Below are 23,382 nucleotides of genomic sequence, written 5' to 3'. Positions count from 1 at the left end.
AGCATGAAGGACCAGTGGTCCGGGAAGATCTTCCGCATGTTGGCCTTGGCCAGGCTGTATATCCCCAGCCGGCCGTCCGCCCAGTCGGCGACCCGCTCGCCGGCGGGCGCCCGCTGAGCGCCCGACTGTTTGGTGGTGGTTGTACTCATCCGCGCTCCCAGAAGGAAGGACCGACGGGTTCCGCGAAGTCGCCGAGCGCTTCGAGGTGACCGTCCTTGTTGATACCGATCCGCAACTGGGGCAGTGCGTGACCGGCGGGGCCGAAGACCACGCGCGCGCCGTCCGTCATGTCGAACGTGGACTGGTGGCACGGGCACATCACGTGGTGGGTCTGCTGCTCGTAGAGGGTGATGGGGCAGCCGACATGCGTGCAGATCCGGGAGTAGGCGACGATGCCGTCGGCGGACCAGTCCAGTTGCTTCTTGTCCTTGATGTCCTCCGGACGGAGCCGGACGAGCATCACGGCGGCCTTGGCGATCTGGTTCTGGAAGTCGTGGTCCTCCTCCTTCATGCCCTTGGGCATGGCGAAGGTGAGGGAGCCGACCTCGATGTCCTCGGGACGCAGTGGCTGCAGGGTGTTCTGGTTGATCAGCGTCTTGCCCTTGCTCCAGGCCGTCTTGCGGAGCTTGGTGCCGGGGGCCGTCTTGGTGAGACCGCCCAGCAGCACCACCCCGGACAACGGGATCATGGTCAGGGCGCCGAGCATGGTCTTGCGGATCAACTTGCGGCGGCCGAGGCCGGTTTCGGCGGCGCCCTCCTTGAAGTCGGCCAGGACCTTGGCCCTGATCTCCGGCGAGGTCTCGACGGGGTGGCGCTCGTCGATCATCTCGACGTCGCTCATCAGCGTCCGCGCCCAGTGGATGGCGGCCGCGCCCAGGCAGAACAGCGCCACGCCGAGGGTCAGCCCCAGCGTGATGTTGGTGGCGCTGACGTGCCCGATCGGGAAGACGTAGACGCTCCGGTCCACCGGGATCGCGACGTAGGCGACGATGAAGGTGACCGTGGCCAGCATCGACACCGTGAAGAGGAAGGCCACCACGCGCTCCGAGCGCTTGGCCGCCCGCTCGTCGATGTCCTGGATGCGGGGCTCGTGCTCCGGCAGTCCGGGGTCGGCGAAGGGATCGGCCCGGGCCGTCGTGACGGCGCCCTCACGCGTGTCGCCCCGCTCGCTCGGCAGGGCTGCTTCGGGATGCTCTTGGCTGCTCATGACTGTTTGGCCTTTGCGGTCCGGGCGGCGACCCAGATGGCGACGGCGATCAGCGCGCCCAGGCCGAAGATCCACGCGAACAGACCTTCACCGACCGGGCCGAACCCACCGAGACCGAAGCCGCCCGGGTTCTCCGACTTGCTGCTGTTGACCGTTCCCAGATAGGCGACGATGTCCTTCTTGTTCTTCTGCGACAGCACGGTGTCGGGGAAGGACGGCATGTTCTGCGGGCCGGTCTGCATGGCTTCGTAGAGGTGCTTGGGGTCGATGCCGTGCAGACCGGGGGCGTACTTGCCGTTCGAGAGGGCGCCGCCCTTGCCGGTGAAGTTGTGGCACTGCGAACAGTTCAGCCGGAACAGCTCACCGCCCTTGGCGACGTCCGAGCCCTCCGGGCTGTACTGGTCCTTCGCCGGAACCGCCGGCCCGGCGCCCAGCGAGGCGACATAGGCGGCGAGTTGGTCGACCTGGGCCTGCGTATAGACCGTCTTCTTCCGCGGCGCCTGGGCGCCCTGCTGCTGCAACGGCATCCGGCCGGTGGCGACCTGGAAGTCGACCGCCGCGGCGCCCACGCCGACCAGACTCGGACCGTCCGAGGTGCCCTGGGCGCCGGTGCCGTGACAGCTCGCGCAGCCGACCGCGTAGAGCTTCCGGCCCTCCTCGACCGCCAGGGACTGCGCGGAACCGTCCGCCCTGGCCGGTCCGGCCGGTGACAAGGCGGCGTACAACCCTCCCGTCACCGCCAGCGCGAAGAGCAGGACGACGACCGCCGCGAGCGGATGACGCCGTCGTGCGGAGCGTGTTTTCACGGATTACCCCGGTGCGTGGACTCCGCCGCCAATACCGATGCTGTTGCCACGTTCAGCATTATGCCCACCGGCCAAATGGCCGTCACGAACAGCGTGTTTGTACAGGCGCACCCCTGTGCACAAGGCGTCCTACCGGCCAAAACCCGGACGACGCACTCCGGTTGGAATCACGCACGGGCCGGAGAAGGGGTGTTTATGGACAGCGCTCTCCGGTGTCCGGTAAACAGGTCGATGGACAACTCTCCCTCCCGTGGGGACTATTCGGCGGACCGTCGCCGCAATGCGCGCGAACAGCCGGAGTTGCCGGAACGCGAACCCCTCACCCGGTGGCCGGACGCCGCTCCACGGTGGCCCGGTAGGCGGTCGTGACCTCGGCGAGGGTGGCCGGCTTGTCCCCGTCGGGACGGCTCGCCATGGCCCGCTCGGCGCGGTCCATCTCCCGGTTGGCCAGGACGATCGCCGTGGTGGCGGGCCGCCGGACCTCCTCGTAGCGCTCCAGCGCGACGGCCGGGTCCGCGTGCTCCGCGCAGTGGGCGGCCAGCGCCGCCGCGTCCAGGATCGCCTGCGAGGCCCCGTTGGCCCCGATCGGATACATCAGGTGGGCGGCGTCGCCCAGCAGGGTCACCCGGCCGCCGCCCCAGCGCTCCAGCGGATCCCGGTCGACCATCGGGTAGTGCAGGATCCGCGGGCTGCCCAGGACCATCGCGCGCAGGTCGAGCCAGTCGAACGACCAGTGCTCCAGGTGCGGGAGCACCTCCGCGGGCTCTCCCGGGCGGTCGATGCCCGCGTCGCCGGCCGTCCCCGCCGCCGGATCCCCCACCAGACAGACCCAGTTGAGCAGGGCCCCGCCCCCGGCGGCCGCCCGCGCGGAGACCGGATAGGCGATCAGCCGGGTGGCGCGGTCGTCCGCGGCCACGATCATGGTGCGGCCGTCCAGGAACCCGTCGAGCTCGGTCAGCCCGCGCCACATCCGCACCTTGCCGGCGGACAGCCCGGAACGCCCGGGGTGCAGCCGGTCGCGGACGACGGAGCGCACCCCGTCGGCGCCGACCAGCGCGGCGGCCTCCAGGAGGACCGGACGGTCCGCCGCGTCCCGGGCCTCGACGCGGACGCCGCCCGCGCCCCGCTCGAAGTCGTGCAGGCGCAGCCCGGTGCGGACCGCGCCGGGGCCGAGCCGCTCGCGCACCGCGTCCAGCAGCATCGACTGCAGCTCGCCGCGGTGGACGGAGTACTGGGGGTGCCCGTACCCGGCGTCCAGGCCCCGCGGCTCGGTCCACAGCGTGACACCGCGGTGGTCGACGTAGCGGTGCTCGCGGGTGGGGATGCCGGTCGCGGCCAGCGCGCCGGCGAAGCCCAGGGCGGTCAGTTCGGCGATGGCGGCCGGCCGGACGTTGATGCCCACCCCGAGGGGGAGGATCTCCCCGGCGGCCTCCAGCACGGTGGCCCGGATGCCGCGCGCGTGCAGGGCCAGGGCGGCGGTCAGCCCCCCGATGCCCGCGCCGGCGATCACGAACCCGGCGGTGTCGGCGGTCGTCATTGGCGTCTCCGGAGGGTGTCTCGGACATCGGTTCGGACAGGGGGTGGGCAGGGGGTACGGCCATGGACCGGACAGGGGTACGGACATGGGTACGCCCCGCTGACCCGGATCAGCGGGGCGTACCCAGGGCGTGCCGGCCCCCGCACGACTGCCGGATGCTGTGCGAAGGGGCGCCGGAGGTCAGGCGTGGTGGACGGCGACGACCTTGTAGACGAGCGGGGCGGCCTTCGCCAGCTCGCCGGCCCTCTTCGCGTACGCACCCGCCTCGGGGTCGCCCAGGGTCGCCTTGATGTCGTCCGCGCTGCGCCACTGGGCGTAATTCACGACGCGCGTGCCGTCGGCGCTCGCGAGCAGATTCACCGAGATGAAGCCGGGGCGGTTCCGCATGACCTTTTCGGTGCCCTCGTTGAGGACGGCAATGAGTTCCTGCTGCTTCGACGGCTCCACGTCGAAGATGTTGATCAGGGTCGCAACCTCGTCGCCTACGCGAATCACAGTCTCACTCATGAATTCCACGCTAGCAGGAGGTGGCCCCGTGACACCTGTACAGCAATGCCCAACACGTCTGTTCCGGTCGGCCAGTTGATGACGCCCGCCTTCCGTGTGACAGTGCGGAGCGGGCTTGCCAAAAGGGCGTCCCGGCGCTCCCGGAACGGGGGCGGGACGGGGCGGGAATTCCGGCGGCGCCGGTACCGGGACGGTGCCGTCCTGCCATTCCGTCATGCCCGCGGACCGTTCCGTCATGCCCGCGGCCGTGGCGTGCGACCGGGGAAAGTCCGCAGTCGAACACACCCCCGGTCGCACGCCGGGGCGCGGGGGCGGACGCCGGAAGGGGCGCCGGCGCGCCCCGGGGGAAGGCGATCGCCGGCGCCGGGCCCGGCCCTACCGGCAGACGGTGGGCGCGCCGTCCCGGACGTACCGGACGCAAGGGGGGCGCGACCGCACCGCGGTGTGGGTGGCACCGGAGTGCCGGGCGTCTGTGGGGAGTTGCGGCCTGTCGCGGCCTGTCAGCGGTCACCCCCTTCGAGGGCGCACGTGACGTGGCGGACCGCGGACTCGACGACCGTGGCCATGTCGTCCGCGCTGACGCCCCAGGCGGCACGGCTGGCGTCGCCCCAGGCGCGGTAGCTGTGGATGGTGAACTCGCGGACCTGCGGGGTGTCCCGCCAGGCCGCGCGGTCCAGGTCGTCGTCGTGCAGGAAGACGTCCAGGCCGAGGAGGACGAGGTCCCAGCCGGCCCCGTTCCTGACCGCCCCGGCCAGGCCCTCGGTGCGCACCAGTTCGTCCACGAGCTCGGACGGGGAGGCGTGCCGCAGCTCGAAGACCGTGGAGCCGCCGGGGGCCGGGGAGAGGCGGACCTCGACCTCGGTGGCCGCGTCCAGGCCGTAGTCCCAGGTGACCTTGAGGAGCCGGGGCCGCTCGCAGCGCAGCACCCGTCCGCTGGCGTTGCCTTCGACCTCGAACGCGCCCCCGACGCGGAAGTCCCCGCGGACCGGGGCCAGCCAGCGGCCGATGCGGGACGGACGGGTGCAGGCGTCCCAGACGTCCTCGATGCAGGCGTCGTAGGTGCGGCGGATCAGCAGCGAGCGTCCTTCTCCCGAGCTCACCGGGTAGGAGTTGATCTCCCGGTGGGCAGCGTTGATCTGGCCGAGAACGTAGCTCAAGTCTCTTCCCTGTCCTTCGTGTGCGGCGGACTCCCTTCCGACGGTTTCGGGCCACCCCTGTTGCGTGTCCCGCGCTTGCCGCGCGCGAGTTCGGTGCCGAGCGCGTCCAGGCGCTGGTTCCAGAACCGGCGGAAGTGCTCCAGCCAGGTGTCGATCTCCTCAAGGGGAGGTGAGCCGACCGCGTAGAGGCGCCGGGTGCCTTCCGCGCTCACCGTCGTGAACCCCGCCTCGCGCAGGACGCGGAGGTGGTGGGAGACCGCAGGTTGAGAGATGCCGAACTCCTTCTGGATGACCCCGCTCACCTCGCCGGCCGTCTGCTCACGGTCGGCGAGCAGCTCCAGGATCCGGCGCCGGACGGGTGCACCGAGGACATCGAATGCGTGCACGGCAGGAAAGTATCGAACGCGGCTTATTTAAAGCAAGGTTGAAACTGGCCACCCCGGCGGACGGCCGGGGCGGCGCCGGGTGTGCGGCTCCCCATCCGTCCCGCGGGCGCGTAGAGTTGGGGGCGCGGGAGGAGCGGGAGCGGTGCCGGTGCCGAAGTCGACGCAGGTGGTCACGGGTTCCGGGCGTACCGCCCCGCCTCTGTCCTCCCGCCCGGGGCGGGATGCCGCCCCTTGGATGCCGCGTCGGCGCGGGCGGTGGCCGGATCCGGCGGTGAGGGTCCGGTTCGAGCCAGGGCCGTCCCGGGGATGGTGAGCCGCGTCGTCCTTGCCTAGCGTGGGCAAGGTGCGGGCCGGCCGGTCCGGCGTGCGACGTCGTCGGGGTCCGACGGCTCCTCGCCCGAATTTGGTATTCCGCTTCCTGTTCCTCACTCCGGCCCCCGCCCGAAAACGGACGGGGGTTGATCACTTTTGTTGTCCGACCGCTGTCTGCGACAACTCGCCCACGGGGAACAGAGAATCGAATTACCCTCTGCTAGGCCCGGGCAATCATCAAGGACTCACGTAGGAAGTTGCGGCCGTTGACACTCCACACCGCAGTCGACGCTGATCGGATCCATGCGGATGCCCTGCTGGAGGCCCCCGAGCTTCTCCATGACCTCCCGCGGAAGACCGTTCCCATCGGCGATCTCATGCCCTCCTTCTCCCCCCGGGAGCAACGCGAGGACCCCGCGCACGTCCGCCTCCTCGCCGAGACGGACGCCGGCCCCGACCCGCTCCTGGTCCACCGTCCCACCATGCGGGTCATCGACGGCATGCACCGGTTGCGCGCCGCCGTGATGAGGGGGCGCACCGAGGTCCCCGTCCAGTTCTTCGACGGCAGCGAGGCGGACGCCTTCGTCCTGGCCGTCCAGCTCAACGTGCGGCACGGGCTGCCGCTGACGCTGGACGAGCGCAGGGCCGCCGCCCAGCGCATCATCGGCAGCCATCCGCACTGGTCGGACCGGGTCATCGCGCAGCGCACGGGCCTGAGTTCGAAGACCGTGGGCAAGCTGCGCCGGCGCTCGGCCAAGGACCTGCCGGAGACCGTCGGCAGTCGGCTGGGACAGGACGGGCGGGTGCGGCCCATCAGCACCATCGAGGGCCGGCGCAGCGCCGCCGCGCTGATCGCGGCCGACGCGGACCTCTCGCTGCGCGAGCTGTCGCGGCGCACGGGGCTCTCGGTGGGCACGGTGCGGGACGTGCGCGAGCGCGTCAGCCGCGGCCAGGACCCGGTTCCCGAGCGGCTGTTGGGGGAGCGGACGAGCTCGGTCGTCGTCACCCCGGCGTTCGCCACGGCGCCTTCGCCCCAGTGGACCCCCGGCGCGCAGCCGGAGGAGGACGTCCGGGAGCGGCCGGAGGCGCCGCGCTCGCGGGTGGAGGCGCTGGAGCCGCGGGACGAGGCGCGCGCCGCCGCGTTCGATCCGGTGACCGCGGTGCGCAAGCTGGCGAGGGACCCGTCCCTGCGGGCGACGGAGTCCGGCCGGTGGCTGCTGCGGATGCTGCTGGCCACGGAAATGGCCCAGCCCCAGTGGGGGAAGATCGCCGAGGCGATTCCCCCGCACTGTGTGCCGCTGGTCCGCGCGGTCGTGCTCAAGCGGTGCGACGACTGGGAAAAACTGGCGAGCATGGCACTGAAGGATCCCGACGGGGACGGTTGATCGGAAGTTTTCCGGTCGCACACCGGGTGAAAGCCGGTTGCCATTCGGGGACGGGGGAGCGTCGGGACGCGTTCCCTTGACACTGCACCGGGTGGTTGCCAGCATGGTTGAACGCTGAGCCAAAACGGCTCGTCACGGGCCGTCGGCTGGTCCGCGCCCTCCATGGCGCCGAGCCGGCAAGGGGCTCGAAAAACGGGGATCGGGGGATCCGTGATTTCGTCGAACGGCGATCTGGATATACATGGGGCCGAGGTCGGTCCCCGTCTTCTGCTGCTGTGGTCCGGTGCCCCCGGCCTCTGACCGGGTGTGGCCACGGATCGCCAGGTGAGACCCGTCCCGGCACGGCTGCGGCCGGCCGGCGGCAACGTTCGCCCCGCACAGTGATCCCTTCTCCCGTCCGGTCTGTTCGTCATTCCGTCGAGCGGGCTGCATTTCGATATTCAGGGACGACGTCCGAAGTTTCTTGAAGAACATTCCCCGAATTCTGCAAAGGTTTTTAATATTGTCATGTACATGGCTGTTCAAGCGTTCTTGCGAAGTGATTCGAATGAGCGTCCTTCTCTTTTCGTCCGGCCGGGCAATAGCATCGTCGGGCAGACGGACCCGCAGAGGTTTGTCACGCAGGGCAGTGCGCGCCCGCGAATTCCCGCAGCGAGGAAAAGCGCAGACGTATCCGCTCCCAGCCACCGGGTGACCTTTCCTGTGGATCCCACAGCTGTCCCGCGCCGGTGCTCCCGCACCGGGAGCCACCGACCGGATGGAGAGCCGTGAATCCCGTGAATCCCGTCCTGCCCGCAGCCGGCAGAACGATCTCCGCGCCGCAGCAGTCCTTACGGCCGCAGCAGCCCTTATGGGACGACCCGGCGCAGGTCGAACGCGTCGGCGAGGCACTCGCCGCCCGTCCGCCCCTGGTCAGGGCCCGGGACGTGCTGGCCCTGCGCTCCCTGCTCGCCCGCGTGGCGACGGGGGAGCACCTGGTGATGCAGGCCGGGGACTGCGCGGAGGACCCGGCCGAGAGCACGGCCGCGCACGTCGGACGCAAGACGGCCGCGCTCGACGTGATGGCCGGCACGCTGCGGATGGTCGCCGGGAAGCCGGTGATCCGCGTGGGGCGCATCGGCGGCCAGTTCGCCAAGCCGCGCTCCGGCGACACCGAGCGCGTCGGCGGCCTCGACCTCCCGGTCTTCCGGGGGCACTTGGTCAACGGCCCCGAGCCGACGGCGGAGCGCCGGCGGCCCGACCCGCTGCGCATGCTCACCGGCTACATGGCGGCGGACGACGTCGTGGGACACCTGGGCTGGCGCGGTCCGGCCGGCCGCGCGGACGGCGACACCCGGGTATGGACCAGCCACGAGGCGCTGCTGCTGGACTACGAGCTGCCCCTGGTCCGCGAGGACGCGGCGGGCACCCCGTACCTCGGCTCGACGCACTGGCCCTGGATCGGCGAGCGCACCCGGCGGGCGGACGGGCCGCACGTCGGCCTGCTCGCCCGGGTCGCCAACCCGGTGGCCTGCAAGGTCGGTCCGAAGACGACCCGGGAGGAACTGCTGGCCCTGGCCGCGCGGCTCGACCCGGAGCGTCTGCCGGGCCGGCTGACCCTGATCGCGCGGATGGGCGCGGACCTGGTGGCGGACCGGCTGCCGCCCCTGGTCGAGGCCGTCCGCGCCGCCGGACATCCGGTGATCTGGCTGTGCGACCCCATGCACGGCAACACGGTCGTCACCCCGGACGGCCGCAAGACCCGTGTCGTCAGGACGGTGCGCCGCGAAGTCCGCGCCTGCGTGGGCGCGGTCCGGTCCGCCGGCGGCGTCATCGGGGGGCTGCACCTGGAGACCACCCCCGACGACGTCACCGAGTGCGTGGCGGGCGAGAGCGGTTTCGCGCGGGTGGGGGACCGCTACACCTCCACGTGCGATCCCCGGCTCACCGTCGGCCAGGCAACGGCGGTGATCTCCGCCTGGGGCGAGGCCCCTTCGTCCTAGAGCCGTCCTGAAGCCTCCCGGCGTCCCAAGGCCTTCGGGCGTCCCGAAGCCTTCCGGCACCCACGGGTCCCCTCCTCAATTCGATCGATAACGCAATGGAGTTGCACCATGAACGACACCGTGAAGACCGATTTCGACGCCATCGTGGTCGGCGCGGGGTTCGCCGGCATTTACATGGTCCACAAGCTGCGCAATGAACTCGGGCTGACGGTCCGGGCCTTCGAGAAGGGCAGCGGTGTCGGCGGCACCTGGCACTGGAACCGCTACCCGGGCGCGATGTCCGACGTGGAGGGCTTCGTCTACCGCTACTCCTTCGACAAGGAGCTGCTCCAGGAGCTGGACTGGACGAGCCGCTACACGCCGCAGGCCGACATCCTCGCGTACCTGGAGAAGGTGGTGGAGCGCCACGACCTGGGCCGGGACATCCAGCTCAACACCGCGGTCGAGTCGGCCGTGTTCGACGAGGTCCGGTCCATATGGACGGTGACGACCACGGGCGGCGCGTCCCACACCGCGCGCTACGTCGTCACCGCGCTGGGCCCCCTGTCGAAGACCAACTTCCCCGACATCAAGGGCCGGGACAGCTTCGAGGGCCGCCTGATCCACACCGGTGCCTGGCCCGAGGACGTCACCGTGCACGGCAAGCGGGTCGGCGTCATCGGCACCGGGTCGACCGGCACCCAGTTCATCTGCGAGGCGTCCAGGACCGCCGCGCACCTGACCGTCTTCCAGCGCTCGCCGCAGTACGTCGTCCCGTCCGGCAACGCCCCCGTCACCCCCGAGCAGGTGGCCGAGACGAAGGCGAACTACGACCGGATCTGGGACCAGGTGCGCAACTCGATGGTCGCCTGCGGGTTCGAGGAGAGCACGATCCCCACGATGAGCGTCTCGCCGGAGGAGCGCCGGCGGGTCTTCCAGGAGGCGTGGGAGGAGGGCAACGGCTTCCGCTTCATGTTCGGCACCTTCTGCGACATCGCGGTGGACCCGGCCGCCAACAAGGCCGCGGCCGAATTCATCCGGTCCAAGATCCACGAGATCGTCGAGGACCCGGAGACCGCCCGGAAGCTCACGCCCACCGAGTACTACGCCAAGCGCCCCATCTGCAACCAGGGTTACTACGAGTCCTACAACCGCCCCAACGTCTCCCTGGTCAGCGTCAAGGAGAACCCGATCGTGGAGATCACGCCCCGCGGCGTGATCACCGCCGACGGCGTGGAGCACGAGCTCGACATCCTGGTCTTCGCGACCGGCTTCGAGGCGGTCGAGGGCAGCTACAACCAGATCGACATCCGCGGCCGCGGCGGCGAGGGCATCCAGCAGCACTGGGCGGACGGCCCGAGCACCTACCTGGGCGTCGCCACCTCGGGCTTCCCGAACCTCTTCATGGTCCTCGGCCCCAACAGCGCCTTCACCAACCTGCCGCCCGGCATCGAGACCCACGTCGAGTGGATCGGCGAGCTCATCCGTACCGTGGAGAACGGCCGGCACTCCTCCATCGAGGCCACCCGCGAGGCCGAGGACGGCTGGACGGACACCTGCCGCGAGATCGCCGAGCAGACCCTCTTCTCGAAGATCGACTCCTGGATCTTCGGGGCCAACATCCCCGGCAAGGAGAAGCGGGTCCTCTTCTACTTCGGCGGGCTCGCCGCCTACCGGCAGAAGCTGCGCGAGGTCGCCACCGCCGACTACGACGGATTCGAGCTGCGCGGCAGCGTGGCGCTGGCGGCGGCGTAAGTCCGGTCGGGCTCGCGCCGAGGGCACGTACGGGTACGGGGCCGCCCCCTGGGAGGGGGTACGCCCGGGCTGCCGCCCCGGGGGTGCGTGGGCGGGTGCGGGTTGGGGCCGGGCTGGGGCCCGGGGTTCTTTCCCCCACCCCGCCCCTTCCCGAAACCGGGGCAGGGCCCCGGACCCGACGCGCGCTCCGCGCGCCGAGCGGGGGCTCCGCCCTCTGCACCCCGCGGGCGTGCGCCGCGTTCGCGAACTCCCTACCCCGGCCCCGGCCATCCGGAGCGTCCGGGTCCGGCCCGCCCCGGGCGCTGGGCCCCGGCCTTGCGGGGAGCGGCCCCGCGCCCCCGGCCCCGCGCCGGGCGGCCCGTGAACCCTCCCGCCCCGGGGCGGGCCCCCGCCGAACGCCGCCGGCCGGGCCGGATGCGCATCGCCGCCTCCGCGCGGAAGGAACTAGGCTCACAGCGTGCCCTCCATGAACGATCTCGTACGCCAGCACACCGCGCTCGACGACTCCGACCTCGAGTGGCTCCACCTGCTGGTCTCGGAGTGGCAGCTGCTCTCCGACCTGTCCTTCGCCGACCTCGTCCTGTGGATCCCCACCCGGGACGGCACCCGCTACGTCTCCGTCGCCCAGATGCGGCCCAACACCGGCCCCACCTCGTACCAGAACGACATGGTCGGCCACATGGTCCCGCGCGGCCGGCGGCCCATGCTCGACGCGGCGCTCGACGAGGGGCGGATCGTGCGGGAGGGCGACCCGGAGTGGCGCGAGGAGGTGCCCGTCCGCGTCGAGTCCATCCCGGTCCGCCGGGACGGCCGGGTGCTGGGCGTGATCGCCCGCAACACCAACCTGCTCACCGTCCGGACCCCGAGCCGGCTGGAACTCACCTACCTGCAGAGCGCCTCCGACCTCGCGCAGATGATCGCCGCCGGCTCCTTCCCCTTCCCGGGGCAGCAGGTCGACATGGACGCCTCGCCGCGCGCCGGCGACGGCATGCTCCGCCTCGACGCGGACGGCGTCGTCCAGTACGCCAGTCCGAACGCCCTCTCCGCGTACCACCGCCTCGGCCTCGCCGCCGACCTCGTCGGGCATCATCTGGGCGAGACCACCGCTCAGTTGGCGCCCTCGCGCGCCCCCGTGGACGAGGGCCTGGCCAAGCTCGCCAGCGGCTGGGCCCCGCGCGAGTTCGAGGTCGAGGCCAACGGCGGGGTCATCCAACTGCGGGTGATCCCCCTCAAACCCAAGGGCAGCCACATCGGTTCGCTGGTGCTGCTGCGCGACGTCACCGAACTGCGGCGGCGCGAGCGCGAATTGATCACCAAGGACGCGACCATCCGGGAGATCCACCACCGGGTGAAGAACAACCTCCAGACCGTGGCCGCCCTGCTGCGCCTCCAGGCCCGCAGGATCGGTTCGGCAGAGGGCCGCGAGGCGCTGGAGGAGGCCGTCCGCCGGGTGGGGTCCATCGCGATCGTCCACGAGACGCTCTCGCAGAACCTCGACGAGCGGGTGGAGTTCGACGAGATCGCCGACCGGGTGCTCGCCATGGTCGCGGAGATCTCCCCGGGCCGGGTCACCACCCGCCGCACCGGACGCTTCGGCATCCTGGACGCCGAGGTGGCCACCCCGCTCTCCATGGTGCTGACCGAGTTGCTGCAGAACGCCCTGGAACACGGCTTCGGCCCCGGGGAGCAGGGCACCGTCGAGGTCACCGCCGTGCGCGGGGGCACCCGGGCCGACGCCCGGCTGCTGATCTCCGTCCAGGACGACGGCCGCGGCCTGCCGGAGGACTTCGATCCGCACCGGGCCGGGAACCTGGGCCTCCAGATCGTCCGGACGCTGGTCGAGGGCGAGCTGGGCGGCCGGTTCGACATGGTGCCCGCCACCGAGCGGGGCACGCGGGTGGTCCTCGACCTGCCGGTGCGCGGCGAGAAGCCGTAGGCCCCCGGCGGATCTTGGCGGACTCCGGGCCCCGCACCATCCGTCGCCGCACTACCCGGTCCCGCTCCGGTGCGGAGCCGGACCTCCGCCGTGCGGGGCATGGCGCCGAACGCGGCCCGGGCGGCCGGACCGGTCACGGCACAGCACTGAGCCCCGGACCTGCAAGGTCCGGGGCTCAAAGCTTCACGCTGCGGTGCTCGGGGGCGCCCCCGGAACGTCGGGGGACACTGCGCGCTGCGGCTCGGGGGCCGAGGGGGCTCGTCAGGCGGTCGCGTTGCGAGCCCGGTTGCGGGCGGCGCGGCGCTTCATCGCGCGGCGCTCGTCCTCGCTGAGGCCACCCCAGACGCCGGAGTCCTGGCCGGACTCGAGCGCCCACTGCAGGCACTGCTCCATCACGGGGCAGCGGCGGCAGACGGCCTTGGCTTCCTCGATCTGCAGCAGCGCAGGACCGGTGTTGCCGATGGGGAAGAACAGCTCGGGGTCTTCCTCGCGGCAAACGGCGTTGTGACGCCAGTCCATGGCTGCTCCATCTCCTCGTTGTTGCGGCTACGTGGCTTGTGAATGTGAACGCTTTCACGAATCCCCCCGCAAGGGAAGGGCCAGCGCACAGTCGGAAGACTGGTAGCGGTCCAGGAAAGAGAGAGGGGGTTCGGGCAATCCGGGAAGCCGAGATGAGCGGCCGTCCCGATCGCCATGAAGAGACTCGCAAACCTCGGCGGCGGATACAACCCCTTCTGGAAACTTTTTTTTGATTCCTCGGTGTCGGCTAGGTCACAGCCGTACTTCGAGGGGGTGGAACCCAGGCTAAACGTTCGACTGGAAGGACTTTAGGTCCTCGCACTCACACAATCACACGCAGTGCACGGCGAACGCCTGTGAACGTCACGCTCGTACGCAGTCCCAGGTGGTCTCCGTCCATCTGGAACGGCAGGGGAGCCTGCGAATGCAAGGTGAACGAGTCCTGGTCATGGAGTGACACAGCGTGTCTGCCCTCGGGTCCCCGCTCGGGGGTGGAGGTCAGCAGCTGGCTGATGTGGTGGCCGGCCGTCAGTGTCGAGAGCTTGGTGAGTCCCAGCACGTCAAGAGCGGTGTCGAAGGACGCCTGGGGCAGCGCGTAGATCGGCCGGTTGCCGAAGTACGTCCACGGCGAGGTGTTGCAGATTATCGACATGACGAGATTCGCGAGTGGCTCCTCGCCCGGCCGTTCGAGGGTGATCGTCCCGTGCCGGCGGTTGGACTCGCCCAGGAACTGACGCATGAACTGTCGCACGTACAGGGAATGCGTCGAACGTTTGCCGCGCTCCCGCTGCTGCTCCACCCGTCCGACCACACCGGCGTCGAAGCCGAAGCCCGCGCAGAAGGTGAACCAGCGGGCGGGTACCCCCTCGTCCTCGGAGCCCGGGGTGCCGGCGGCGTGGCCGAGGCCGATGGTGCGCCCGGTGCCGTCCCGCAGCGCGTCCAGCAGGGCGCCGGTCGCCTCGACGGCGTCGTTGGGCAGGCCCAGCGCGCGGGCGAAGACGTTGGTGGAGCCGCCGGGGACCACGGCCAGCCGGGGCAGGCCCTCCGGGTCGGGGCCGCGGTGCAGCAGCCCGTTGACCACCTCGTTGACGGTGCCGTCGCCGCCGAGCGCCACCACCAGCTCGGTGTTCCCGCTCTCGGCGGCGGCCCGGGCCAGGTCGCGGGCGTGCCCCCGGTACTCGGTGGTCGCCACCTCCAGCTTGAGGTCGCTGGCGAGCGCGTGCACCAGGACATCGCGCGTACGGGCACTGGTGGTGGTGGCCGAAGGGTTGACCACGAGAAGCGCACGCATGCGCGCCAGCCTACCTACCTGTCGGTACACGACCCACCTCAGGTCCTGCCGCCGGGCTCGGCGGCGTCGCCGGGAGCGGTCCGCGGGATCGGCCGGCGGGGGCCGCACCGGGACGGTGCGGGGCTACCCTGCCGTTATGAGCAGCAAGCAGTCGGCGTCGAAGTCCGCCCGGAAGAGCGCCTCCCGCGAGCGTGGACCGTCCCGTGAGCAGACCCGCCCGCAGAGCAAGGCCCCCGCGGCCCCCGAGCCGGCCGGCCCGCGGCCCGCCCGGCTGACCGCCGCTGCCGCGCTCACCGGACTCGAGGGCGCGGCCCTGGCCGCCGCCGGGGTGTACATGCTGGTGATGGGGCTGCTGGGGAAGCCGGACAGCCCCCAGCAGGCCGAGCTCGGCGGCCTCACCGTGCTCGTCCTGGCCCTGCTGCCGCTGAGCGCGGCGCGCGGGCTGTGGCTGCTCCGCCGCTGGAGCCGGGGGCCCGCGCTGATCACCCAGCTGATGGCTCTCCCCGTGGCCTGGACGCTGTTCAACACCGGCGGCGCGATGATCGCCGCGGGCGTGCTGCTCGCCCTGGCGGCCGTGGCCGCCATGGCGCTGGTGGTGAACCCGACGGCGACCGAGGCACTGGGCATCGGCCCCCGCGCGTCCTGATCCGGTACCGGTCCGCCACTCCTCCGGTCCGCTACTCCTCCACGAGCAGGCGCTCGCGCAGCTGGGCGAGGGTGCGGGCCAGCAGCCGGGAGACGTGCATCTGGGAGATGCCGACCTCCTGGGCGATCTGCGACTGCGTCATGTTGCCGAAGAACCGCAGCAGGAGGATCTTCTTCTCGCGCGGCGGCAGATCCTCCAGCAGCGGTTTGAGGGACTCGCGGTACTCGACGCCCTCCAGCGCCTCGTCCTCCGCGCCGAGGGTGTCGGCGACGGCCGGCGACTCGTCGTCCGTGTCCGGGACGTCGAGCGAGAGGGTGCTGTAGGCGTTGGCCGACTCCAGCCCCTCCAGCACCTCCTCCTCCGAGATGCTCAGGTGCTCCGCCAGCTCGTGGACGGTGGGGGCGCGGCCGTGCCGCTGGGAGAGCTCGGCCGTGGCCGTGGTGAGCGCCAGGCGCAGCTCCTGGAGGCGGCGCGGCACGCGCACGGCCCAGCCCTTGTCCCGGAAGTGCCGCTTGATCTCGCCGACCACGGTGGGCGTGGCATAGGTGGAGAACTCCACGCCCCGGTCCGGGTCGAAGCGGTCCACCGACTTGATCAGGCCGATCGTGGCGACCTGGGTCAGGTCGTCGAGCGGCTCCCCGCGGTTGCGGAAGCGCCGGGCCAGGTGCTCCACCAGGGGCAGGTGCATCCGCACCAGGTGGTTGCGCAGCTCCGCGCGCTCCGGCGAACCGTCCGGGAGCGAGCGCAGCTGGATGAACAGGGCCCGCGCTCCGCTGCGGTCGTGCGGCCGCTCCTGCCGCTGCTGGTGCTGCTGCTGATCCATGTGGTCCGCCCGCTCCGGTCGGTCACTCGCCTGGTCCGGCTCCAGAGCCGCCGCGCTCCCCAAGTGGTGTCGGGCCGGCTGCTGCGGGATGGCCGGGGTATCCACTTCCCGCGACGATGCAGTACTCACGGAGCCCCCTCTTCCGTCACGGCTGCCCGGGGCCGGCGCCGCGCTTCTTGTGCAGGCTGATGCTGACCGTGCGGTCGTCCGCGACGGTGGACTCGACCTCGCCGGCCAGGGCGGAGAGCACCGTCCAGGCGAAGGTGTCGCGCTCGGGAGCGCGGCCGTCCGTGGTCGGTGCCGAGACGGTGACCCGCAGCGCGTCGCCGACCAGGCGGAAGACGCAGCTCAGCACGGAGCCGGGAACGGCCTGTTGCAACAGGATCGCGCACGCCTCGTCCACGGCGATGCGCAGGTCCTCGATCTCGTCGAGGGTGAAGTCCAGGCGGGCCGCGAGGCCGGCTGTCGCCGTCCGCAGCACCGACAGGTAGGCACCCGCAGCGGGCAGCCGGACTTCCACGAAGTCCTGGGTCGCCCCAGGCTCGCCTGCGATGGGGGACACCCTCACCTCCAAGGTGGCACAAGCTTCTTGAGCTGTTACGGGCGTCGGCCGCGCGCCCCTCCGGGAGGAGGTGGCGCGGGCCGCCGCGGCAGTTGTTTCCGGCAGCGACGCTATCGCGATCCGGGAGTCCGCGCCGCAGGCCCACGACTGTCACTCATGGTAAGCCCATGAGTACGGAAAGTGGCTAGGGGTCTGCGGTCTCAATTCGAAAGAGAAGACGCCCTGTTGGGATTTTCGTCACTCTGCGCGAGTGCCGCAAGGGCGTGGAGCGCGTCGCCGGACAACCGCCGAACCGTCCACCCGTCCATCGGCTCCGCGCCGAGGGACTTGTAGAAGCGGATCGAGGGTTCGTTCCAGTCCAGCACTGACCATTCGAAACGTTGGTAGCCGCGCTCCACGCAGATCCGCGCCAGCTCCGCGAGGAGGGCCCGCCCGTGGCCCCCGCCGCGCGCCTCGGGGCGCACGTAGAGGTCCTCCAGATAAATACCGTGCGTGCCCGTCCAGGTGGAGAAGTTGCGGAACCAGAGCGCGAAGCCGACCGGTTCGCCCGGGGTTTCGTCACTCTCCGCTATCAGCGCGAAGACGGCCGGATGCGCCCCGAAGAGCGCCTCGCGCAGCTGCTCCTCGGTGGCGCGCGCCTCTTCCACCGCCCGTTCGTACGCGGCGAGTTCACGGATCATCGCGCGGAGGGCGGGGACGTCGGCGGGCGTCGCGGCTCGGATCATGGGTGCATGCTAGCGGGCGGCTACGACACCAGGTGGCGGTCGACGTAGCACCAGCGCCAGCTCTCCCCGGGCTCGACGCTGCGCATCACCGCGTGCCCGGTCTCCTCGAAGTGGCCGGTGGCGTGCCGGTACGGCGACGAGTCGCAGCAGCCGACGTGCCCGCACACCAGGCACATCCGCAGCTGGACGGGGTGGCTGCCGAGCGCCGCGCACTCGGGGCAGGTCTCGCTCAGCGGCTCGGGCTCGGGGCGCGGCAGCCCGTCCCGGTGCGAACACTCGATCATGATGGCCAGGTTAGAACGCCGGACGGACACAAGAACGGGACGGGCGGGAACGATGGACGTCATGCCCTTGCTGGCCCTGGTCGCGGGGAGCGCCGCCGTGGCGGGCGCCGCCCGCCGCACGCCGGTGTCCGCGCCGCTGGCGCTGGTCGCCGTCGGGCTCGCCGTCTCCTACCTGCCCGGGGTGCCCGACTACACCCTGGACCCGCACGTGGTGCTGCCCCTGGTGCTGCCGCCGCTGCTGCACACCGCCGCGCTCGACAGCTCGTACCTCGACCTGCGCGCCAACGCGCGGCCGGTGGCGCTGCTCTCGGTCGGCTACGTGCTCTTCGCCACGCTCGCCGTCGGCGCCATCGCCTTCCTGCTGGTGCCCGGCCTGCCGCTGACGGCCGCGCTCGTCCTGGGCGCGGTCGTGGCGCCGCCGGACGCGGTCGCCGCCACCGCCGTCGCGCGCCGGCTGGGGCTGCCGTCCCGGCTCACCACCATCCTCCAGGGCGAGTCGCTGGTGAACGACGCCACGGCCATCACCGCGTACAAGGTGGCCCTCGCGGCGGCCGTCGGCGAGGGTGCCACCTGGGCGGGCGGCGTACGGGAGTTCGCGGTCGCGGCGCTCGGCGGCGTCGGCGTCGGACTCGTCCTCATGGTGCCGCTGCACTGGCTGCGCACGCACCTGCGCGAGCCGCTGCTGCAGAACACCCTCTCGCTGCTCATCCCCTTCGTCGCCTACGCGGCCGCGGAAGCGGCCGGCGCCTCCGGGGTGCTCGCCGTGGTCGTCGTCGGGCTCTACCTCGGACACCGGTCGTGGCAGGTCGACTTCGCGACCCGGCTCCAGGAGGCGGCGGTGTGGCGCATGGTCTCCTTCCTCCTGGAATCCGCCGTGTTCGCCCTCATCGGGCTCCAACTGCGCTTCGTGCTCGGCGGACTGGAGACGTACGGGGCCGCGGACGCCGCGCGGTACGCGGTCGTGGTGTTCCTCGCGGTGGTCGTCGCCCGGTTCGTCTGGGTCTATCCCGCCACGTTCGTGCCGCGGGCGCTGTCCGCGCGGCTGCGCGAGCGCGAGCCGGACGTGACCGGGCGCGGGGCGTTCGTGATCTCCTGGGCGGGGATGCGCGGCGTCGTCTCGCTGGCCATCGCGTTCTCGCTGCCCTCCGGTTTCCCCGCGCGGAACCTGGTGCTGTTCCTCACCTTCACCACCGTGATCGGCACGCTCGTCGTCCAGGGACTCAGCCTGCCGCCGCTCATCCGCGTGCTGCGGCTGCCCGCCCGCGATCCGCGGACCGTGACCCTCGCCGAGGCGCAGGCCCAGAGCGAGGCGTCCACGGCGGCCGAGCGCCGGCTCGACGAGCTCCTCTCCGACGAGCGCAACGCGCTGCCGCAGCCGCTGGCCGACCGGCTGCGCGCGGTCCTCGAACGGCGGCGGAACGCGGTGTGGGAGCGGCTGGGCGCCGTGCACGGGGCGACCGGGGAGTCGGCGGACGACACGTACCGGCGGCTGGCGCGGGAGGTCATCGGCGCGGAGCGGGAGGTGTTCGTGGCGCTGCGGGACGCGCGGCGGATCGACGACGAGATGCTGCGGGTGCTGCTGCGCAGGCTGGATCTGGAGGAGGCGGCGGCGTACCGGGAGGAGGGGGAGGGCTGATGCCGGGGGGTTTTGCCCCCGGCCCGCCCTTTCACCGTTTCTTCCGGGGGCTCCGCCCCCTCGGCCTGACACCGCGCTCCGCGCGGTGGGGCGGGGGCTCCGCCCCCTGCGCCCCGCTTCGGGGCTCCGCCCCGGACCACACAACCGCGCGAAGCCGCGTTGCCTTCGCGCGGAGCGCGGCGAGAAACGGCGAAATGGGGGTGCCCCCTCTGAGGGAGGGGCCGGGGCAAAACCCCCAAGCCGGCACCGGCTACTCCGGACCGCCCGTGATCACCGCCGCCACCGTCGTCCCCGGGGCGAACGACCCCTCCTCCGCCAGCGTCGTCAGACCGTGCAGCGCCTTCGCCACGTACAGCCGCTCCAGCGGCACCCCGTGCCGGGCGGTGAAGTCGTCGGCGAAGGCCGTCAGCCCGGGGGAGACCCGCGCGTAGCCGCCGCAGTGGAAGCGGTCGTCCAGCGACCAGTCGCCCCGCCGCCCGCCGAACGCCTCCGTCTGCAGGCGCTCCACCTCGGCGGTCAGGAAGCCGCCGCGGAGCACGGGGAAGCCGATCGCCCGGCCGGCCCCGGCCAGCCCGGCGGCCAGGCCCGCGAGCGTGCCGCCGGTGCCGCAGGCGACGCCCACGACGTCGGCCGCGCCGCGCAGTTCCGCGCCGAGCGCCGCGCAGCCGCGGGCGGCCGCCGCGTTGCTGCCGCCCTCGGGGACGACGAAGCAGTCGCCGGCGCCGAGGGCCGCCAGCACCTCCGGTTCCGTCTTGCGGCGGTAGGTCGCGCGGTCCACGAAGCGCAGTTCCATGCCGTCGGCCGCGCAGCGGGCCAGCGACCGGTTGAGCGGCCGGCCGGCCAGCTCGTCGCCGCGGACGACGCCGATCGTCGCGAAGCCGAGGAGCCGTCCGGCGGCGGCCGTGGCCCGCAGGTGGTTGGAGTACGCGCCGCCGAACGTGAGCAGGGTGCGCCGGCCCTGGGCAGCGGCGGCGAGCAGATTGGGCTCCAGCTTGCGCCACTTGTTGCCGGGCAGCCGGGGATGTATCAGGTCGTCCCGCTTGAGCAGCAGCCGCACGCCGCGCCGGGCGAACCGCTCGTCGGCCACCTCCTCGACGGGCGAGGGCAGGTGGGGGCGCAGGGCGGCGAGGTCGGGCGCGGTCACGCACCCATTGTCACTTGAGGCGGTCGCGGATCCGTTCCCGCAGGTCGTCCATGGCGAAGCCGCGGGGATCCACCTTCCCGGGCCGCCACTCGTGGTGGCCGATGACCGACCGCTCGCTCCACCCGTGGTGCCGGCAGACGGCGGCCGCGGCCCGTTCGACGGCCTCCAGCTGAGCCTCGGGCCACGGGTCGTGGCCGTCCCCGAGGTTGACGCACTCGAAGCCGTAGAAGTGCGTGTTGCCGTCCGTGTCGGACTTCCGCACGGCCGGCAGCCGCTTCTCCGCGATCACGGCGCGCAGCACGTCCCCGTCGCCGCCCCCGGCGTGGTTGGCGCGTCCGCAGCCGACGAGGTGGACGCGGGCGTCCTTGGCGATGACGGCGTGGCACAGGGGGCCCGGCAGCACGGGGGTGCCGTTCCAGCAGAGCTTGACGGTGGTGTCGGTGCCGGAGGTGGCGGTGTGGTGGACCATCACGCCGTGCACCGGGCCCCAGGGGCCGTGCCCGGCGCGGCTGTGGGTGCGCCAGCCGGGTACTTCGACGAGGGCGGTGTCCTCCGCCCGCAGGGCGGCGAGGAAGGCGTCCGCGGACATGGGTGCGGCCACGGCCTTGCTCCTTGGCTTCCGGTGGCGCAAGCCCTGTCGCGTACGCCTGAATGGCCCCGTTGTACCGAAAAGTTCGCAGGTGGTCCGGGCGTTCGGATATCGTGCGAGCCGATTCGGCCGCAGGCCGGAGAGCGTGCACAGCACGCGCGTCCGTACGGAAACAGAAAGCGCACCGCCCGTGGACTACCAGGCCGTCCTCGAAGAGGTCGCCGCGTTCGCCCGCCCGCTGGTCGGCCGCGGGCAGGCGGCGCAGTACATCCCGGCTCTCGCGGACGTGGATCCCGCGCGGTTCGGCATGGCCGTCGCCGACGTCGACGGCGGGGTGTACGGCGTGGGGGACTGGCAGCGGCCGTTCTCCGTCCAGTCGATCTCCAAGGCGTTCGCGCTGGCGCTCGTGCTCGCCGAGGGCGGCAACAAGATCTGGGAGCGGGTGGGCACCGAACCGTCCGGAAATGCCTTCAACTCCCTGGTCCAGCTCGAACACGAAAACGGCATTCCGCGCAATCCGTTCATCAACGCGGGCGCGCTCGTCGTCACCGACCGGCTCCAGACGCTGACCGGCGACGCCAGCACGACGATGCTGGACTTCCTGCGGGCCGAGAGCGGCAACCCGGACGTGGCCTTCGACCCGGTCGTCGCGAAGTCCGAGGCCGAGCACGGCGACCGCAACGCGGCGCTCGCCCACTTCATGGCCAGCTACGGCAACCTCGACAACCCCGTGACCACCGTGCTGGAGCACTACTTCTGGCAGTGCTCCATCGAGATGAGCTGCCGCGATCTGGCCGTGGCCGGGGGCTTCCTGGCCCGCCACGGGCTGCGCGCCGACGGCACCCGGCTGCTGCCGCGGCGCGAGGCGAAGCAGGTCAACGCGGTCATGCTGACCTGCGGCACCTACGATGCCGCCGGCGACTTCGCCTACCGGGTGGGCCTGCCGGGCAAGAGCGGCGTCGGCGGCGGCATCATCGCCGTGATACCGGGCAAGTGCACGCTGTGCGTGTGGAGCCCCGGGCTGGACGCGCGGGGGAACTCCGTGGCCGGCGTCGCGGCGCTGGACCACTTCACGACGCTGACGGGGTGGTCGGTCTTCTGACCGGTGGCGCCCCGGCGCCTTCCGGCGCATCGTGGACGGAGCGGCTGCGAGGAGGTGCGGTGACATGGAGCACGAGTTGCGCGCGGAGTACGCGGACGGCAGCTCCCCCGGGGACGACGACCCCGCGGTCAGGACCTGGCACGTCGTCCGCGGCAACGGCTCCACCGCCATGTGCGGCCGCGCCCTGGACCCCGCCTCGGCGGTCCGCTCCGTCGACCTCTGGGGCACGGGCCAGGTGCCCATCTGCCACTCCTGCGGGGCGCTCTTCCTGCGGGAGTCGCCGTAGTGGCGTACCGGGAACGGCCCTCGGCGGCGGTCGCCGGGGCGGTGCTGTGGACGCGCACCGGGGCGTCGGACGGTATGCGGATCATTCCCGACGGGTGCACGGATCTCATCTGGGCGGACGGACGCCTCGTCGTCGCCGGGCCCGACACCCGGTCCCACCTCGCGCCCGCCGGCGCGTACACCGGCCTGCGCTTCGCCCCCGGCACCGGGCCGGTGCTGCTGGGCGTACCCGCCCACGAACTGCGTGACCTGCGCGTGCCGCTGGAGGACCTGTGGCCCGCCCGGCGGGTGCGGGCCGTCGCCCAGCGGGTGGCGGAGGCGCGTGCGCCCGGGCGGGCGCTGGAGTCGGTGGTGGGGCGGTGGTGGCGTGTGGACGTGGATCCCGTCACCGCCGCGGTCGTCGCCTCGGCCCGGCGCGGGGAGCCGGTGTCCGCCCTGGCGGCCCGGCTGGGGATCGGCGAACGGCAGCTGCACCGGCGGGCGTTGCGCTCCTTCGGGTACGGCCCGAAGACGCTGGCGCGGGTGCTGCGGATGAACCGGGCGGTGGAGCTGGCGCGGGGCGGGGGCGCGTTCGCGGAGGTGGCGGTGGTGTGCGGGTATGCGGATCAGGCGCATATGGCGCGGGAGGTGCGGGGGTTGGCGGGGGTGACGCTGGGTGCGTTGGTGGGGTGAGGGTGCCCCACCCCGCCCTTTCACCGTTTCCTCCGGGCTCCGCCCGGGCCGGTACCGCGCTTCGCGCGGTGAGCGGGGGCTTCGCCCCCTGCACCCCCACCGGGGCTCCGCCCCGGACCCCGTGTCGCGGCTTCGCCGCTCGTCCTCAAACGCCG

General features: G+C 72.1%; 23 protein-coding genes. 9 read left to right on the top strand and 14 right to left on the bottom strand.

Going from position 1 to position 23,382, the window contains the following annotated elements; translation table 11 throughout:
* Window positions 1-145 precede the first annotated feature (145 nt).
* The 6 genes from I5Q34_RS04710 to I5Q34_RS04685 all read right to left on the bottom strand — a co-directional run bounded on the left by I5Q34_RS04710 (window position 146) and on the right by I5Q34_RS04685 (window position 5,600).
* Window positions 146-1,207, bottom strand: a complete 1,062-nt coding sequence (locus tag I5Q34_RS04710; protein WP_199890779.1) for a ubiquinol-cytochrome c reductase iron-sulfur subunit — start codon at window positions 1,205-1,207, stop codon at window positions 146-148.
* Entirely contained in the window at window positions 1,204-2,013 is an 810-nt protein-coding gene (locus tag I5Q34_RS04705; protein ID WP_199890778.1) for a c-type cytochrome, read from the bottom strand. The genes I5Q34_RS04710 and I5Q34_RS04705 overlap by 4 nt, the downstream gene beginning before the upstream one ends.
* 319 nt (window positions 2,014-2,332) lie before the next feature.
* The gene (locus I5Q34_RS04700) at window positions 2,333-3,550 is read right to left on the bottom strand and encodes an FAD-dependent monooxygenase (protein ID WP_199890777.1); all 1,218 of its coding nucleotides are present in this window, start codon (window positions 3,548-3,550) and stop codon (window positions 2,333-2,335) included.
* Between the two features lie 180 nt (window positions 3,551-3,730).
* A complete protein-coding gene (locus I5Q34_RS04695; protein ID WP_199890776.1) occupies window positions 3,731-4,057 on the bottom strand; it encodes an antibiotic biosynthesis monooxygenase in 327 nt (108 codons plus the stop codon).
* A 500-nt stretch (window positions 4,058-4,557) separates the two neighbouring features.
* Complete coding sequence (locus I5Q34_RS04690) at window positions 4,558-5,214, bottom strand: SRPBCC family protein (RefSeq protein WP_199890775.1); 657 nt, start codon at window positions 5,212-5,214, stop codon at window positions 4,558-4,560.
* Window positions 5,211-5,600 carry a helix-turn-helix transcriptional regulator gene (locus tag I5Q34_RS04685; RefSeq protein WP_199890774.1) on the bottom strand — a complete coding sequence of 130 codons (390 nt, stop codon included), beginning with the start codon at window positions 5,598-5,600 and terminating at the stop codon, window positions 5,211-5,213. Before I5Q34_RS04685 ends, I5Q34_RS04690 begins: the two co-directional genes overlap by 4 nt.
* Window positions 5,601-6,178: 578 nt before the next feature.
* Here I5Q34_RS04685 and I5Q34_RS04680 point away from each other — a divergent pair.
* The 4 genes from I5Q34_RS04680 to I5Q34_RS04665 all read left to right on the top strand — a co-directional run bounded on the left by I5Q34_RS04680 (window position 6,179) and on the right by I5Q34_RS04665 (window position 12,949).
* Complete coding sequence (locus tag I5Q34_RS04680; RefSeq protein WP_199890773.1) at window positions 6,179-7,297, top strand: ParB N-terminal domain-containing protein; 1,119 nt, start codon at window positions 6,179-6,181, stop codon at window positions 7,295-7,297.
* A gap of 809 nt (window positions 7,298-8,106) precedes the next feature.
* Entirely contained in the window at window positions 8,107-9,279 is a 1,173-nt protein-coding gene (locus I5Q34_RS04675) for a 3-deoxy-7-phosphoheptulonate synthase (protein ID WP_199890862.1), read from the top strand.
* A 108-nt stretch (window positions 9,280-9,387) separates the two neighbouring features.
* Window positions 9,388-11,013, top strand: coding sequence for an NAD(P)/FAD-dependent oxidoreductase (locus I5Q34_RS04670; RefSeq protein WP_199890772.1), 1,626 nt, complete (start codon window positions 9,388-9,390; stop codon window positions 11,011-11,013).
* 466 nt (window positions 11,014-11,479) lie between these two features.
* Window positions 11,480-12,949, top strand: a complete 1,470-nt coding sequence (locus I5Q34_RS04665; RefSeq protein ID WP_199890771.1) for a sensor histidine kinase — start codon at window positions 11,480-11,482, stop codon at window positions 12,947-12,949.
* Window positions 12,950-13,210: 261 nt separating this feature from the next.
* Here I5Q34_RS04665 and I5Q34_RS04660 read toward each other — a convergent pair whose 3' ends face one another.
* Together I5Q34_RS04660 and I5Q34_RS04655 are read right to left on the bottom strand one after the other, a co-directional pair.
* A complete protein-coding gene (locus I5Q34_RS04660; RefSeq protein WP_004937597.1) occupies window positions 13,211-13,468 on the bottom strand; it encodes a WhiB family transcriptional regulator in 258 nt (85 codons plus the stop codon).
* 322 nt (window positions 13,469-13,790) lie between these two features.
* The gene (locus I5Q34_RS04655) at window positions 13,791-14,759 is read right to left on the bottom strand and encodes a diacylglycerol kinase family protein (RefSeq protein WP_199890770.1); all 969 of its coding nucleotides are present in this window, start codon (window positions 14,757-14,759) and stop codon (window positions 13,791-13,793) included.
* Window positions 14,760-14,895: 136 nt separating this feature from the next.
* Between I5Q34_RS04655 and I5Q34_RS04650 the strand changes: the two genes are divergently transcribed.
* A complete protein-coding gene (locus I5Q34_RS04650; protein WP_199890769.1) occupies window positions 14,896-15,405 on the top strand; it encodes a hypothetical protein in 510 nt (169 codons plus the stop codon).
* A gap of 31 nt (window positions 15,406-15,436) precedes the next feature.
* Here I5Q34_RS04650 and I5Q34_RS04645 read toward each other — a convergent pair whose 3' ends face one another.
* The 4 genes from I5Q34_RS04645 to I5Q34_RS04630 form a co-directional block, all read right to left on the bottom strand.
* Complete coding sequence (locus tag I5Q34_RS04645; protein ID WP_374192980.1) at window positions 15,437-16,357, bottom strand: RNA polymerase sigma factor SigF; 921 nt, start codon at window positions 16,355-16,357, stop codon at window positions 15,437-15,439.
* Window positions 16,358-16,373: 16 nt separating this feature from the next.
* A complete protein-coding gene (locus I5Q34_RS04640) occupies window positions 16,374-16,790 on the bottom strand; it encodes an anti-sigma regulatory factor (protein ID WP_199890768.1) in 417 nt (138 codons plus the stop codon).
* A 200-nt stretch (window positions 16,791-16,990) separates the two neighbouring features.
* A complete protein-coding gene (locus I5Q34_RS04635; RefSeq protein ID WP_199890767.1) occupies window positions 16,991-17,515 on the bottom strand; it encodes a GNAT family N-acetyltransferase in 525 nt (174 codons plus the stop codon).
* A 20-nt stretch (window positions 17,516-17,535) separates the two neighbouring features.
* On the bottom strand, window positions 17,536-17,799 hold the full coding sequence (locus tag I5Q34_RS04630) for a UBP-type zinc finger domain-containing protein (protein ID WP_199890766.1): 264 nt from the start codon (window positions 17,797-17,799) through the stop codon (window positions 17,536-17,538).
* A 52-nt stretch (window positions 17,800-17,851) separates the two neighbouring features.
* Between I5Q34_RS04630 and I5Q34_RS04625 the strand changes: the two genes are divergently transcribed.
* Window positions 17,852-19,435, top strand: a complete 1,584-nt coding sequence (locus tag I5Q34_RS04625) for a Na+/H+ antiporter (RefSeq protein ID WP_199890765.1) — start codon at window positions 17,852-17,854, stop codon at window positions 19,433-19,435.
* A gap of 250 nt (window positions 19,436-19,685) precedes the next feature.
* Here the strand turns inward: I5Q34_RS04625 and I5Q34_RS04620 are convergent, their stop codons facing one another.
* Complete coding sequence (locus I5Q34_RS04620; RefSeq protein WP_199890764.1) at window positions 19,686-20,579, bottom strand: 1-aminocyclopropane-1-carboxylate deaminase/D-cysteine desulfhydrase; 894 nt, start codon at window positions 20,577-20,579, stop codon at window positions 19,686-19,688.
* 10 nt (window positions 20,580-20,589) lie between these two features.
* Complete coding sequence (locus tag I5Q34_RS04615; protein ID WP_199890763.1) at window positions 20,590-21,180, bottom strand: peptidoglycan recognition family protein; 591 nt, start codon at window positions 21,178-21,180, stop codon at window positions 20,590-20,592.
* Window positions 21,181-21,358: 178 nt separating this feature from the next.
* Here I5Q34_RS04615 and I5Q34_RS04610 point away from each other — a divergent pair, with 178 nt between their 5' ends.
* The 3 genes from I5Q34_RS04610 (at window position 21,359) to I5Q34_RS04600 (ending at window position 23,227) form a co-directional block, all read left to right on the top strand.
* Window positions 21,359-22,270: a glutaminase gene (locus I5Q34_RS04610; RefSeq protein ID WP_199890860.1), complete on the top strand. Its 912-nt coding sequence runs from the start codon at window positions 21,359-21,361 to the stop codon at window positions 22,268-22,270.
* A 64-nt stretch (window positions 22,271-22,334) separates the two neighbouring features.
* Window positions 22,335-22,556, top strand: a complete 222-nt coding sequence (locus tag I5Q34_RS04605) for a hypothetical protein (RefSeq protein WP_199890762.1) — start codon at window positions 22,335-22,337, stop codon at window positions 22,554-22,556.
* A complete protein-coding gene (locus I5Q34_RS04600) occupies window positions 22,556-23,227 on the top strand; it encodes a helix-turn-helix transcriptional regulator (RefSeq protein WP_277965657.1) in 672 nt (223 codons plus the stop codon). The genes I5Q34_RS04605 and I5Q34_RS04600 overlap by 1 nt, the downstream gene beginning before the upstream one ends.
* The last annotated feature ends 155 nt before the right edge of the window (window positions 23,228-23,382 follow it).

Source organism: Streptomyces sp. AV19, assembly GCF_015999245.1.
Lineage (GTDB): Bacteria > Actinomycetota > Actinomycetes > Streptomycetales > Streptomycetaceae > Streptomyces.
Note: the sequence above shows the minus strand (reverse complement) of the source record. Positions and strands in the feature narration are given on the sequence as shown.